Raw genomic sequence first — 14,593 nt, forward strand, 5'->3', positions numbered from 1 at the left:
CGGGTGGTGCCCGCCGTCGCTCATAGGCCGACAGCCCCCAACGAGCCCACCCCCTGCAAAAGTTCCCCTTTGTCGCCACATGACATCGCATCTTCACAACTTTTGTCATGCGAGTCACATCTACTTGTCACTGGGCATGACAGATTCCGTAGCTTGGAAGGGTCACATTCCGAGCCAGGAGAACGCAATGCCCCAATCCAACGAATCCGCCACCATCCCCGCCGACTCCCACAGCCCGCCGGGACCGGAAACCAGCCAGCCCAGCACCGGGAAACCCAGCTTCCTCAGCAACCTCGGCGCCGACCTTCCCGCATCGCTGGTGGTCTTCCTCGTAGCCCTCCCGCTGTCCCTGGGAATCGCCGCCGCCTCCGGAGCGCCCATCATGGCTGGCCTCATTGCCGCGGCCGTGGGCGGAATTGTCGCCGGCAGCCTTGGGGGCTCCCCACTTCAGGTGAGCGGCCCCGCCGCGGGACTGACCGTCGTCGTCGCCGGTCTGGTTGCCGAGTTCGGCTGGCAGGTGACGTGCGCCATCACGGTGGGTGCCGGCGTCGTGCAGTTGCTCATGGGTGTCAGCCGTATCGGCCGAGCCGCGCTGGCAGTGTCGCCGGTGGTGGTCAAGGCCATGCTCGCGGGCATCGGAATCACCATCATTTTGCAGCAACTCCATGTGCTGCTCGGCGGGCAAGCCGCAGGGTCCGCCGTCGAAAACCTCACCGCGCTCCCTGCCGCCGTCACCAACGTCGAGCTGCACTCGGCGCTGTTGGGGCTTGCCGTCGTCGCGATCCTGCTGTCTTGGAAGTTCCTTCCCGCCGCGGTGCGAAAAGTGCCAGGGCCGCTTGCCGCCGTCGTTGCCGTCACGGCGTTGTCCGTTGCGGTGGCGCCAGGCGTGGAGCGGATCAGCTTCAGCGGTTCGATTTTCGACGCCGTCGCCCTCCCCAGCCTGCCCGACGGCAACTGGCGCGCCGCCGCCATGGCCGTCATCACCGTGGCGCTGATTGCCAGCATTGAGTCCCTGCTCTCCGCCGTCGCCGTCGACAAGATGCATGGCGGGATCCGCACCAACCTCAACCGCGAACTCGTCGGCCAAGGCTCGGCGAACATGGTCTCCGGCATGCTCGGTGGCCTGCCGGTGACCGGCGTGATCGTCCGCAGCGCCACCAACGTTGAAGCCGGTGCGAAGAGCCGGACATCCGCAATCCTGCACGGCGTCTGGGTCCTGGTGTTCTCCGCGTTGTTCGCGGGCCTCATCCAGCTGATACCGCTGTCCGTCCTGGCAGGTTTGCTGTTGGTGATCGGCGCGAAGCTCATCAAGGTGGCCGATATCCGCACCAGTCTTCGCACCGGTGATCTGCTGGTCTATGCCGTCACCGTGGTCTGCGTTGTGGTCCTGAATCTGCTGGAGGGGGTCATTATTGGCCTGGCCCTCGCCGCGTTGTGCGTGCTGTGGCGGGTACTCCGGGCCCAGATCCAGGCGCACGCCCCAGCCGGGACCGGCCTGCCGTGTCGGGTGACCATCGCCGGCTCGTGCAGCTTCTTCGCGCTGCCCCGGCTCAACCGGGTCCTTCACTCCGTTCCCGAAGGCCAGGACGCAGTGGTGGAACTCAACGCCGACTACCTCGACCACGCTTTCCGCGAATCCCTGGTGGCCTGGGAGAAACAGCAGCGGAACAGCGGCGCGACCGTGGTGGTGGAGGAGCACGGCACCACCGCCTTCACCGACGCGGAGGACAACACGCCCCAGCGCCAGGAACCGCGTGAATTCCCGCTTCCGCCGCGCACGACGTGGCAGCCGGCGGACGCGGCAGCCCAGAGGAACAACGACGACGGCGACCCCCACCCGCCGCTGCGGTCCATCCTCCTGGGCATCGACAAATACCATCGCCGGCACGCAGACAAGGTCCGGCCGTTGGTACAGGACCTCACCGAGGGACAAAACCCTGACACCTTGTTCGTGGCCTGCGTCGATTCACGCGTGAATCCCAACCTGATCACCAGCAGCGGTCCCGGCGATCTGCTCACGCTGCGGAACATCGGCAACGTAGTGTGCAGCGATGACCACGACGCTTCGATCGACTCAACGCTGGCCTTCGCGGTGAAGGCCTTGTCCGTGGACTCGATCGTCGTTTGTGGCCACTCCAATTGCGGAGCCATGAAGGCTGTGATCGCGGATGCCGAGGGTTCGGATGCCGGATTGGGACGCGGGTTCGATACCTGGCTTGAGCATGCACGGCCCAGCTATCAGGCACTCCTTGCCGGACACCCCGTAGCCCGTGCCGCCGAAGTCGAGGGCTTCAGCCGCCTGGATCAGCTGAGCATGGTGAATGTGGCCATCCAGCTGGGTAAATTGTCCGAGCACCCCGTCACGGGACCCGCACTGGCTTCAGGGCAGGTGCAGGCAACGGGGCTGTTCTACGACATCTGCACGGCCCGCGTGGTCCTGGTAACGCCCGAGGGAATCGAGCAGTTGGACCCGAGCATGGCCGTCCGCTAAGTCAGGTGCGGCCGAGCCCCGGCCCGCGCCGCCGCCACCCACATTAGGCCGCGAAACTGCCCCGACACGCCGTACCCACGGCGTGTCGGTGCAGTTTCCGTGCCAAAGCAGGTGGTGGCGGCACACGCTTCGCCCAGTGGTTTCAATGACGCTTCCGTGGGTACGGGATTAACCATTGAAAGGTGCGGAATACTGGACGTAGAACCACGAATTCCGGCAGACGAGGGCTGCCGTTCGAGGAGGTGGCCCACACAGTGAATGACGGGAACAACGCTTTCAGGCGGAGGCTCGAACGCGGGGCGGAACTTCGTGCCGTGCGCGGCTGGGGCGGCAATGCGCAGGAAGACGCCGAGCTCGAAGCCGCGGAGGCCGAGGAACGCGAGAAACGCCGGAAGGTCGATGACGCCGCCCGCGTTGAATACCTGATCCGCGATGCCATGAACCAAGGGAAATTCGACAACCTGAAGTACGCGGGCAAACCGATTCCCGGGCTCGGCGAGCACTACGATCCCGACTGGTGGGTCAAGGGTCTGATCCAGCGTGAACGCCTGAGCGGGATCGGCCCTCCCGCCATCCTGCTGCGGATTGAAGACGCCGAACTCGACGAAAAGCTGGACCAGCAATACACCGAAAAACAGGTCCGGGACATCCTGGAAGACTTCAACAAGAGGGTCATCGAAGCCAGGCGTCAGTTGCAGGGCGGCCCTCCGGTGATCACAAAGCTCCGGGAGGTGGACTCCGAGGTCCAGCGGTGGTGGGAGCGCAGAGCCGCCTCAGCACCAGCGGAACCGGAACCCGTGACGGAAACCAAACGCACGTGGTGGCAGCGCCTGTGGAACGGCTCCGGCTGACCGGCAGGGTCGCGCACAACAGCAGCCGACGGCGGAACCCGGGTCCCGCCGTCGGCTGCTGTTTAGGTTGTGGTGGCGTCAGCCAGGCTGTCTTCCTTGGCTTCGACGGACTGGGAAGCGGCAGGCTTCCGCGTGATCAACGCCGACAGGTGTGCCTGCTGCTGGCGGAAGTGGCCGTGCGCGGTGAGCCCGAACTCGTAGGCGGACTCGGCGTGCTGGGTGAGGTCCACTCCGGTGATCTCGTGCTCGTGCGGAACACGGAAGCCGATGGTCTTGTTGATGATCCGGCCGATCACCAGGGTGCCCAGGCCGGACAGGGCGATCGTGATGATGACAGCCACGGTCTGCGCGATGAGCTGCTGCAGTCCGCCGCCGTAGAAGAGGCCGCCGCCAACCCCGTCAACGGGGGTAGCGATGAAGCCGAGGGAAAGGGTGCCGATGACGCCGGCGCCGAAGTGCACGCCCACCACATCAAGGGAGTCGTCGAAGCCGAACTTGTACTTCAAATCAACGAACACGGCGCAGGCGGCTCCCGCCACAAGGCCCAGGCCAACAGCGGCCAGCGGGGTGATGTTGGCGCAGGAGGGGGTGATGGCCACGAGGCCGGCAACGACGCCGGATGCCGCGCCCAGGGACGTGGGGTGGCCGTGACGGATCTTCTCGACAACGAGCCAGCTGAGCATCGCCGCGGCAGGGGTTACCAGCGTGTTGACCCAGATCAGGCCGGCCTGTTCGGCTGTGGTCGCGGCACCGCCGTTGAAGCCGAACCACCCGAACCACAGGATTGCTGCGCCGATCATGATGAACGGGACGTTGTGCGGGCGGTGGTTGGGGTCCTTGGCGAATCCGTGACGCTTTCCCACGATCAAGGCGAGGACGAAAGCGGCTGTTCCCGAGCTGACCTCAACTACTGCGCCACCGGCAAAGTCGATCACCTGGCCGAAGACTTCGGTGATTGCACCGCCGGCGCTCATCAGGCCGCCGCCCCACACCATGTAGGCCAAGGGGCAGTACACAACGGTGACCCAGATCGGCACGAACAGCGCCCAGGCTCCGAACTTGGCCCGGTCGGCGATGGCACCACTGATGAGTGCGACGGTGATGATGGCGAAGGTCGCAGCGAAGGTTGCCTTGATGAGATCGGGGGTGCCTACGAGGTCCTGCAGGCCGAAGTGAGCGAAGGGATTGCCGAACAGCCCAAGGAAGCCGTCGCCGGTGGTCATCGAGTAGCCCCAAAGGACCCATACGACGCCCACGATGCCGGCCGAGATGAAGCTCATCATGATCATGTTCAGTGCTGCCTTGGCGCGGGTCATGCCGCCGTAGAACAAACCGAGGCCCGGGGTCATGAAGAGCACCATTGCCGCCGACAACATCATCCAGACGTTCTGCGCAGAGATCTCCACCTGCGTTCCCTTCTTATCAAGCCTGTCCGAAACGGGCTGGACGAATCCGGCCCTCGCTTGCCCCCCGATCAATATTCGGTGAGCTATGTTTCCGACTCAGAAGAGCAAAGTTGCAGATAAGTTACAGAAATCTCCGGTTCGTGAAGATCAGGTCACTGGCATGTTTCAAGGATGTTAACGGCGCTTCTCCCGCGGCCCCGCAGGGTAGCCGCCCCGGCGGCTGGCGATGATGATCGCCAGCGCTATCGCCGTCGGAATCGCAGCTGCCAGCGGAACCAGTTGGGCGCCGAAGCTCGTGAGGGCGAATGCGCCGTACACAGCGCCGACGGCGATGCCCAGTTGGATGGTCACCACCGTGAGACCGTTGGCAGCGTCCTTGTGCTCTCCGCCCGCGCGCAGGATCGCCGCCTGGTTGTAGATACCTACAGCACCGAACGCGATTCCCCACAATGTCATCAGGCCAAAAGCGCCCACCCAGGTGCCGCCCACCGCAGGCAGCAGGGCGAAAGCCAGCGTCAAAAGTGCGACGGCGGCAATCACCGAACGCCGTGGGTGGGAGTCAGCGGTCATGCCGGCAATCCAGATGCCCACCAGGCTGGCCACTCCCACCACGGAGAGGGACAGGCTTGTGGCGGATTCAGGAAGACCTGATGCGAGCAGGAACGGCGCAACGTAGGTGAAGAGCGTGAAATGGGCCAGTAACAGCGAGGGCCAGGCGATGGCGATGGCGACCACACCCGGCAGTTTCATTGCCGCCCGCAGTGACGGAACATTTCGGCTGCCGTGATCATGGGCTCCGGGAAGAAGCCAGAAAGCAAGCACCGCCAAGAGCACACCCACTCCCGCCAGGACGAGGAAGGATGCCCGCCACGTCATCAGTGATCCCATGAGAGTGCCGATCGGAGCGCCCACGGCGAGTGCGATGCTGTTGCCGCTGAACACAACCGCCATGGCCTTGCCAACGGAGTGGGCCGGAACGATTCGTGCCACGAAGGGCGCCATGCTGGACCACAGCATGCCGTGTGCGATGCCGCCAAGAAGCCTGGCACCGATGGCCCACCCCAAGGCGGGGCTCAATGCCAGCAGGACATTGCTCAGCGCAAAGGCCAGGACGGTCGCTATCAGCAGGGTTTTCCGGGGCACCCTTCCGGCCAGGAAACGCGAGAGGGGCAGGGCAGTGAACACGATAATGGCCGCGTATACCGCCGTCAGTGAACCTACGGCTGATTCCTCCACGCCCAGGTCCCGGCTGATCTGGGGCAGCAACCCGGAGGGCAGGAGTTCCGTTGTTACCGCGGTGAAGCCGGCAGCTGCAAGCACCAACAGGCCACCCCACGGGATCTTGGCCGGCCGGTGGCTTGCTGGCTGGTCCCGGGATGTCGCCTCCTCTGGCCTGGGCGCTTGCTGGGTGTCTGCCGCGGCAGGGTCCTGCGTCAAAGACGTCTCCTTTGGTGTGGGTCGCGTTTCGGGGCGTTAGCGCGAACAATCACAACGCTACGCAACGAACGCCCGCGGAGGGAGTGTCTGTCAGACCCACCCAGCACTTGGAATCTGCGGGCAACCTCCCGCACACTGGGCCTGTGAAGCCGTTCCTCCTGCTGGCCACCCGCGCCGAAGACGCCGCAGCCGATGACGAATACCAGGCCTACCTGCGTTATTGCGGCTTGGAGGAGCCCCAACTTGTCCGCGTCCGCCTGGAATCCGGCCCCATGCCGCCCATCGATCTGGCGGACTACTCCGGGGTGATCGTCGGCGGGAGCCCGTACACATCCAGCGACCCTGTGGAGGACAAGAGCCCTGACCAGATTCGTGTCGAAGCTGAGCTCTCGGCCCTGCTGGACCGGATCGTGGCTGAGGACTTCCCTTTCCTGGGTGCCTGCTACGGCGTCGGAACGCTGGGAGTACACCAAGGCGCTCTCATAGACCGGCGCTTCGGTGAACCGGTGGGCGCCACGGAGATCAGGCTGACCGCGGAAGGGGAACGGGATCCCATGCTGCAGGGTGTCCCATTGACCTTCGAGGCGTTCGTCGGGCACAAAGAGGCATGCAGCAAACTCCCGGGCCACGCGGTGTTGTTGGCGAGCTCAGCGGCGTGCCCCGTTCATATGTTCCGGATCAAGAACAACCTCTATGCCACACAGTTCCATCCGGAGCTCGACGCCGACGGGCTCATCACCCGTATCAACATCTACAAGAACGCAGGGTACTTTCCGCCCCACGAAGCCGAGGCGCTCATTGCAGCTGCCCGGGAGACGTCCGTGCGGGAACCCATGCGGGTGCTCCGGAACTTCACGCAGCGGTACGCACACTAGTTGTGGGGCCTGCTTTGCGTGCTTGGGAGACACCTTGGGGCGCAGAGCAGGCCTCGCAACGCAGGGGCCCCCGGCTTACCGCGCCGCGGGAGGAGAAGTGCTGGGCTGTGGTGCGGGCGGGGGAGCTGGTGCCGGGAACGGCCCGCTCGGGTAGAGTGCCGTGGCTTCCATCATGTAATTGGCCCACTGCGGGCCGGCGATCATGTAGCCGTCCAAGGACTTGTAGAACTTCCCGTTGATGGTGACGTTTTGACCCGCCCGCTGTTGTCCCGCCGTCGTGTCTCCAAAGAACGACGCCGTGGCGAGCGTCGTCGTGTACCCGGCCACCCAGGTGGCACCGTTGTTGTTGGACGTGCCGGTCTTGGCCGCTACCGGAACCCGGCTTTGGACTTTAGGTTCGATGTAGACGCCGGAACCCAGCTTGAGCACGTCCTGCAGGACGGCGTTGACGCCGCGCGCGACGGCCGGCTTGACGGCGTCGCGGCAGTCGGGCGTTTGGGCTTCGTATTCCCGTCCTTGGGCGTCGCTGATCCCCGTGATGGCGATGGGCGTGCAGTAGGTGCCGTCGTTGGCGAAGGTTGCGTAGGCGCTCGCCAGGATGACAGGCGCGACGCCGATGGAGCCCAGGAGGTTGCCGATCTGGTGCATGTTGATCGGTGCATTATCCAAACCGCTGTGAAGGCCAACAGTGTCCACCATGCGCTGGATTCCGCAGAAGTCCAGCTGGGCTGCCGTGGCGAAGGTGGCCGTGTTGATGGAGTTGTAAAGGCCGTAATTGATCGGCATGGGTCGGTAGTAGCCGGGGTCGTTGTTCTGGAGATCGTCATCCGCCCCAAGGTTCTGTGCTTTTTGCGCGGTGCTGTAGCCGCCCAGCACCTTGCCGCAACTGGAACGCCAGGGGAAGCCCACGGGGTAGACCCTCCGGGAGGCATCCACCACAGCAGTGGGGTTCTTGCCTTCGTTGAGCCACTCGGCGTAAATGAACGGCTTCATGGTGGAGCCGGGCTGGAATCCTCCGGCCCCGTTGAGGTCATAGCCGTTCTCATCTTTGGCATCGACGTTGAAGTTCAGTTGGGTATCGAACTTTCCGTCCTGGGGGACGAAGACTGTATTTTGTGCCATTGCGAGGATCTTGCCCGTGCCCGGCTGCACCGTGGTCATCGCAGCGCCCCACTTGTCCGGGTTGTCGCCGGCGGAGGCGTCCACCTGTTGTTGTGCGACTGCCTGCAGCCTGCTGTCCAAGGTGGTGGTGATGGTGAGCCCGCCCCGGTAGAGCAGCCTCTCACGGTCCTGGACAGTATCACCGTAGGCCTCGTCGTTGAGGATGAGGTGCGATACGTAATCACAGAAATAGGTGGCGATCGCAGCTCCGGCGCAGCCTTGCAGGGACGGGGTAATCTGCAATTCCACGGGAGTGGCCACTGCAACCCCATGGTCCACGGCCGTGATCATCTTTTGCTCCAGCATCCGGTCAAGGACAAGGTTCCGCCGTGCCAACGCCGCGGCGGGGTCCACGGTGGGATCGTAGATGCTGGGTCCGTTCACCAACCCGGCCAGCAATGCAGCCTGGGGGAGCGTCAGGTCCGCCGCGGAGGTGCTGAAGAAGTACCGCGACGCGGCTTCGATGCCATAGGCATTCCGGTTGAAGAACACGATGTTCAGGTATCCCTCGAGGATCTGGTCCTTGGTGAATCGCTTCTCCAGCTCCAGGGCAAGCTTGATCTCGCGCAGTTTGTCTCCCACGGTCTTTTCGCCGCTGAGTACTACATCCTCCGGGCGGCCTTGCGAGAGCCGTGATTCATTCAGCACATTGGTCACGTACTGCTGCGTCAGCGTGGAGGCGCCCTGTTTGGTTCCCTTGGTCAAGTTGGAGGTCAAGGCCCGCATGATTCCGTGTGCATCAACACCGGCGTGCTCGTAAAAGCGGCTGTCTTCGATGGCCACGATCGCTTCGCGGATGAAGGGCGACATATCCTCGAGGGGAACCTTGACCCTGTTCTCCGCGTAGAACGTCGCGATGAGTTGGCCGTCCGCGGTGACCACCTTGCTGGAAAGGGAGGGCGACTCCACATCCAGCTCACTGGGAAGGCTTTCGTAGAACCCTATGGATCCGCCCACTGTGGTGCTGGTGAAGGCAACTACCGGGACCACGAAGCCGGAGATCAACACCCCGCAGAGCAGGCTCACGACGAAAAACGCCAAGACCCGCAACAGGACCTTGCCCAGACCCAGGGGTCTTTTGTTGTTCCGCGCCATTTTCGTGCCAATCCGTAGGGATGCCAGGCTGAAAAGTAGCTACAGAATACGTCCGGATCGTCAGCTGTTCCATGGGTCAGGTACCCAATAAAGGTCCCAAAACGGACTCAATCCAGCGGCAGCGTCACCCGCACACTGGTGCCCCGCCCAACGCTGGAGTCGATGTCGACTGTCCCGCCGGCGTCGTGAACTGCGATGGACATCAGCAGCAGCCCGAAACCGTGACGGCGGCCGCTGGGTGCAGCGTGGATCTCGAAGCCGTCGCCATCGTCCGTAATGGTGAGTTGGATCCCGTGGTACACCGCGTTGAGGCGGACGGTCAGTTCAGAGGCGTTCGCGTAGTTCAACGTGTTGCTGAAGGCTTCCTGCGCCACGTGATAGAGCAGGGCCGCCGCGGAGGAAGAGATCTCGATGCCGTGGTGGGGAGTCTGCCAGTGGACGGTCACCCCGGCCCGGCGGAGCGGTGCGGCGAGCCTGTCGATGCATCCTGCGACGCCCAGAGCGTAGAAGTCGACGGGGTTCTGGTCCTGGATGATGCCCCGGACTGCCCTTACTTCTGTTGGAGCTGCTGCCTGTTCCATTGGTTCCCCCACGTCTTTGTGTTCCATACCGGAAATTCGTTGTCGGAAGGCCTCTGGTTTGGTCTTCCGCTTGAATCCAGCGTGGCGCGGCTATATCAAGGAACCTTTTCGATTAGCTCAATTTCGGATCAAGTTTGCGTGGCGGCGGGCAGGGGATTTGAAGGGTTCGCTAAAGCCGTCCTTCTGCTTCCAGGGCAGCTTCTTCTATGCGCTGACGGTGGGCGGCCAGTTCGTCTGTGGTGCGTTCAGGGATGTTGGGGTCATTTGGCCTTTGCCCGGCTTGTCCGTCAATGAGTTCCCGGATGATGTCCGCGTGTCCGGCATGGCGGGCCGTCTCGACGCACATGTGGACCAGGATCTGGTGCAGGGTGACGTTCTTCTTTTCCTCGGACCACCACGGGACGACACCGGGGGCATCCAAGGGGAGAGCCTCGATGGTTTCGTCGCTGCGTTTGGCGGAGAAGTGGTGGAGGTCGATGATGTCCTGCATGCTCTCGTTTGCCGGAACCCACATATCGGCATCGGGCTCTGCGTTGTCCTCGTACCAGGGGAGATCGCGACCGTTGGGGCGTCCGAACGTTTCCCCAAAGTAGCCGAGTTCCACACTGGCCACATGTTTCACCAAGCCCAGCAGATTGGTTCCCGTGGGCGTCATGGGCCGGCGGGCATCGTATTCGCTGAGGCCCTCGACTTTGCCGAGTAGGTCCTGGCGGCGGGTTCGGAGATAGTTGAGCAACGTTGCTTTGTCATCCATGGGTGCACTCTACCGAAGTGCCTTGTCCGTGGTTCTCGCAGTGTTCCGCGAACTCGGCCCTGCTGCCCGCGAATTCGCTGGAAGATCGCGAAATCGCTGGAACCTTCCCTGCGAAGTCGCAGCGTTCCCGCGATCTCGGCGCGGCGGGTTAGCAGCCACGCGGGCAAACCGCCGAAATCGCCGGAAAACGACGAAATCGCCGGAACGTTCCCTGCGAAAGGGCAGCGTTCCGGCGATCTCGGCGTAAATCAGGTCAGCTTTACCTGGCGGTTCATGTCCTTGTACAGCAGGTAGCGGAACTCGCCCGGCCCACCCGCGTAGCAAGCCTGCGGGCAGAACGCGCGCAGCCACATGAAGTCACCGGCCTCAACCTCGACCCAGTCGTTGTTGAGCAGGTACATGGCCTTGCCCTCCAGGACGTACAGGCCGTGCTCCATGACGTGGGTTTCCGGGAAGGGGATCACGCCGCCGGGCTGGAACGTGACGATGTTGACCTGCATGTCGTGCGCGAGGTCGCTGGAATCCGTGAAGCGCGTGGTCTTCCAGACGTCATTGGTGTCCGGCATGGACGTGGGCTCAATGTCCTTCTCGTTGGTCACGAAGGACTTCGCCTCGTAGCCCTCGAGCCGCTCGTAGGCCTTGCGGATCCAGTGGTAGGACACGATGTCGTCGGAGACGTTCTCCACGCCCCACTCCGCACCTGCCGCAAGGTAGGCGTAGCCGCCCTCTTCGAGGTGGTGCAGTTCGCCGTCGAGGGTCAGGTTGAGCTGGCCCTTGGTCACGAACACGACGCCTTCGACGCCCGGCTCGAACTCTGCCTTCGGAGCACCGCCGCCCGGAGCGATCTCCACGATCAGCTGCGAGAACGTGGTGGCGAAGCCGGAGATCGGACGCGCGATGATCCAGGACCGCGTGTTGGTGAAGCCCGGCAGGTTGCTGGTCACGATGTCCGTAAGGACGCCCTTGGGGATCACGGTGTAGGCCTCGGTGACGATGGCCCGCTCGGTGGTCAGGTGGGTCTGCGGCGGCAAGCCACCGGTCGGGTAGTAATAGTTGCCCATCAAGGTGCTCCTAATCAGTGGGAAGTCGGTTGTGCGAGCCGCGGGTGCGCCAGTGCGGTCAGCTGTGGAAGTTCGACGCCGGCAAGCGCCTTGACCTCGTCGGTCCCCACTGCGCCGCACTGGACACCGCGGAGGACGAAGCCTGCCAGGGCACGGGCGGTGGCGGGCTCGTCCATGACGCCGCCTTCGGTCCGCTCGACGTAGTTGCGCAGGCGCAGCGCCGCGGCCGGCAGGCCTTCGCGGTAGAAAGCGTACGACGCCGAGAAACGGCTGGGGAGCTGGGCGGCGTGGAGATCCCAGCCCTGGTAGTAGCCGTTCTCCAGGGAGCGGCGGACCAGTCGGCCGTGCAGCTTCCAGGCGTCTTCCACTGCGTCACCCACGGGGATGATGTTGGTGGAGCCGTCGGAGAGGCGGATGCCCGTACCGGCAACGGCGAGCTGCATGACTTCCTTGGCGAAGTCGGCCACTGGGTGCTCCATGGACTGGTATTCCGCGGAGATGCCGAGGGATGCGCTGTAGTCGTAGGTGCCGTAGTGCAGTGCGCTGATGCGGCCGGGGACCACGTGCGGCAGCTGTGCCACGGGAGAGGTTCCGTCGGCGCCGAGGATGAGCTGAGGGGTTTCCACCTGCACCTCGAAGCGGAGCCGGCCGGAGGGGAGTCCGAGGACTTCCTCGAGGCGGGAGACCGCGTAGTCCATGGCCTGGACCTGGGCCACCGTGGTGACCTTGGGCAGGGTGAGGATCAGCCCTGCGGGAAGCTCCCCGGCCTCAGCCAGCGTGGTAACGAACAAGTCCAACGTCCGAAGACCACGGGCCCGGGTGGGGGCCTCGAAGCACTTGAAGCGGATGCCGATGAACGGCGGCGCCGTCCCGGCCGCAACCGCAGCAGCAACGGCCTTGGCGGCAACAACGACGTCGGCGTCTTCTGCCTCGTCACCCCGGTCACCGTAGCCGTCTTCGAAGTCCAGACGGAGGTCCTCGATGGGCTCGGAAGCGAGCTTGGCAGCAACCCGGGCCGCGACTGCGGCAGCGAGGTCGGGCTCCTGGCCCAGCAGCTGTCCCAGCTTTTCGAGGCCACCGTGAGCCTCCGCCGTCGCGAGTGCCTGGGCGCCCCAATCAGCCACAAAAGTGGGCGTAAAGCGGTCGGCCGGCACGTAGACGGTGTGGATGGGCTGGCGGGAACCGTCGTCGCCGGGGTAGTTGCGGTCAAGCAACTGGTCCGTGGCGGCGAGCTGGTTCTCGATGTGGGCCAGGTCGGAAGAGGAGAACGAACCCATCTCAGCCCACCAGCTCATACGCGGGCGTGGTGAGGAAGTCCGTGTACTCGTCGGAGAGGCAGATGTCCTCGATCAGCTTGGACGCGGGCTCGTAGTACTTGGTGAAGTTCTCGTCGCCGAATTCGATGCGCAGGCGCTCGGTCTCTTCGCCGAGGATGCGGGTGACGAGTTCGCGCGTGACCGTGTTGCCCGTGTCAGCGAGGATGGATTTGTTGCGCAGCTGCTGCCACACCTGCGAACGGGAGATTTCCGCCGTCGCGGCGTCTTCCATCAGGTTGTGGATGGCCACCGCACCGCTGCCGGAGATCCAGACGCCGGTATAGGCGACGGCGACATAGAGGTTCAGGCGCAGGCCTGCTTCGGTGACGGTACCGCCGGCGGAGGCGACGTCGATCAGCTGCTCGGCAGTGACGTTCACCTCGGGGCGCTGCTTGTCGATCTGGTTCGGGCGGTCGCCGAGGACGGAGTCGAACACTTCGCGACACGTGGACACCAGGTCAGGGTGGGCAACCCACGAACCGTCGAAGCCATCGTTTGCTTCGCGGGTCTTGTCGGCACGGACCTTTTCGAAGGCCGCGGCGGTGACGTCCGGCTGCTTGCGGTTGGGGATGACGGCGGCCATGCCACCCATGGCGAAGGCTCCGCGCTTGTGGCAGGTCTTGACCAGGAGTTCGGTGTAGGCGCGCATGAACGGGGCTGTCATGGCGACGGTGGCGCGGTCGGGGAGGACGAATTCCTCGCCGGCATCACGGAAGTACTTGATGATGCTGAAGAGGTAGTCCCAACGGCCGGCGTTCAGGCCTGACGCGTGGTCGCGCAGTTCGTAAAGGATCTCGTCCATCTCGAAGGCGGCGGGGATGGTCTCGATGAGGACCGTGGCGCGGATGCTGCCTTGGGGGATGCCGAGGAAGTCCTGGGCGAAGACGAAGACGTCGTTCCACAGGCGTGCTTCGAGGTGGCTCTCCATCTTGGGCAGGTAGTAGTACGGGCCGTGGCCGTTGAGGAGCAACTGCTTGGCGATGTGGAAGAAGTGCAAACCGAAGTCCACCAGCGCGCCGACAGCCGGTTCGCCGTCGATCAGCAGGTGGCTCTCTTCCATGTGCCAGCCACGCGGGCGGGCCACAACGACTGCCAGGGGAGCGTCCGTGCGGAGGCGGTATTCCTTGCCTTCGGGGGAGGTGTAGCTGAGGGTTCCCTGGGCGGCGTCGCGCAGGTTGAGGATCGCGTCGATGACGTTGGGCCACGTGGGGGTGGACGCGTCTTCGAGGTCGGCGAGCCACACCTTGGCACCGGAGTTGAGGGCGTTGATGGCCATCTTGGCGGGGGTCGCCGGGCCGGTCATTTCAACTCGGCGGTCCTGCAAAGCTGCCGGTGCCTCGGCAACCTTCCAGTCGCCGTCGCGGATTTCCCGGGTTTCCGGGAGGAAGTCCAAGCGGCTGGTCTCGGCAACCTTCTGGCGCTTGGCCTTGCGGGCCTGGAGCAGTTCGTTGCGGGTCCCTGCGAAGTTCTTGTGGAGTTCCTCGATAAAGGCCAGGGCCTTGGGGGTGAGGATTTCCTCGGCGCGATCGATCGGCCGGGGATCGGTGACTGTGATAGCCATGTGA

General features: G+C 64.1%; 11 protein-coding genes. 3 read left to right on the forward strand and 8 right to left on the reverse strand.

Features of this window, described 5'->3' with window-relative positions; all coding sequences use genetic code 11:
* Window positions 1–187 precede the first annotated feature (187 nt).
* Together PQ627_RS08945 and PQ627_RS08950 are read left to right on the forward strand one after the other, a co-directional pair.
* A complete protein-coding gene (locus tag PQ627_RS08945; protein WP_274260187.1) occupies window positions 188–2,491 on the forward strand; it encodes a bifunctional SulP family inorganic anion transporter/carbonic anhydrase in 2,304 nt (767 codons plus the stop codon).
* A 254-nt stretch (window positions 2,492–2,745) separates the two neighbouring features.
* Window positions 2,746–3,342, forward strand: coding sequence for a J-domain-containing protein (locus PQ627_RS08950; RefSeq protein ID WP_274260188.1), 597 nt, complete (start codon window positions 2,746–2,748; stop codon window positions 3,340–3,342).
* 62 nt (window positions 3,343–3,404) lie between these two features.
* Here the strand turns inward: PQ627_RS08950 and PQ627_RS08955 are convergent, their stop codons facing one another.
* Window positions 3,405–4,748, reverse strand: coding sequence for an ammonium transporter (locus PQ627_RS08955; RefSeq protein WP_274260189.1), 1,344 nt, complete (start codon window positions 4,746–4,748; stop codon window positions 3,405–3,407).
* A gap of 174 nt (window positions 4,749–4,922) precedes the next feature.
* Window positions 4,923–6,089, reverse strand: coding sequence for an MFS transporter (locus tag PQ627_RS08960; protein WP_274260232.1), 1,167 nt, complete (start codon window positions 6,087–6,089; stop codon window positions 4,923–4,925).
* 239 nt (window positions 6,090–6,328) lie between these two features.
* On the opposite strand from PQ627_RS08960, the gene PQ627_RS08965 reads away from it, so the two are divergent.
* On the forward strand, window positions 6,329–7,060 hold the full coding sequence (locus tag PQ627_RS08965; protein WP_274260190.1) for a glutamine amidotransferase: 732 nt from the start codon (window positions 6,329–6,331) through the stop codon (window positions 7,058–7,060).
* Window positions 7,061–7,135: 75 nt separating this feature from the next.
* Here the strand turns inward: PQ627_RS08965 and PQ627_RS08970 are convergent, their stop codons facing one another.
* The 6 genes from PQ627_RS08970 to aceB all read right to left on the reverse strand — a co-directional run bounded on the left by PQ627_RS08970 (window position 7,136) and on the right by aceB (window position 14,589).
* On the reverse strand, window positions 7,136–9,316 hold the full coding sequence (locus PQ627_RS08970; RefSeq protein WP_274260191.1) for a transglycosylase domain-containing protein: 2,181 nt from the start codon (window positions 9,314–9,316) through the stop codon (window positions 7,136–7,138).
* Window positions 9,317–9,423: 107 nt separating this feature from the next.
* Window positions 9,424–9,897, reverse strand: a complete 474-nt coding sequence (locus tag PQ627_RS08975; protein WP_274260192.1) for a sensor histidine kinase — start codon at window positions 9,895–9,897, stop codon at window positions 9,424–9,426.
* Between the two features lie 169 nt (window positions 9,898–10,066).
* Entirely contained in the window at window positions 10,067–10,651 is a 585-nt protein-coding gene (locus tag PQ627_RS08980) for a DinB family protein (RefSeq protein WP_274260193.1), read from the reverse strand.
* A 248-nt stretch (window positions 10,652–10,899) separates the two neighbouring features.
* The gene (locus PQ627_RS08985) at window positions 10,900–11,712 is read right to left on the reverse strand and encodes a bifunctional allantoicase/(S)-ureidoglycine aminohydrolase (RefSeq protein ID WP_144661365.1); all 813 of its coding nucleotides are present in this window, start codon (window positions 11,710–11,712) and stop codon (window positions 10,900–10,902) included.
* 14 nt (window positions 11,713–11,726) lie between these two features.
* A complete protein-coding gene (locus PQ627_RS08990) occupies window positions 11,727–12,989 on the reverse strand; it encodes a DUF6986 family protein (RefSeq protein ID WP_274260194.1) in 1,263 nt (420 codons plus the stop codon).
* A 1-nt stretch (window position 12,990) separates the two neighbouring features.
* The gene (aceB, locus tag PQ627_RS08995; RefSeq protein ID WP_144661367.1) at window positions 12,991–14,589 is read right to left on the reverse strand and encodes a malate synthase A; all 1,599 of its coding nucleotides are present in this window, start codon (window positions 14,587–14,589) and stop codon (window positions 12,991–12,993) included.
* Window positions 14,590–14,593 lie beyond the last annotated feature (4 nt).

Origin of the sequence: Paenarthrobacter sp. AB444, assembly GCF_028736865.1 — a bacterium.
In the GTDB taxonomy this organism is placed as follows: Bacteria; Actinomycetota; Actinomycetes; order Actinomycetales; family Micrococcaceae; genus Arthrobacter; species Arthrobacter nicotinovorans_B.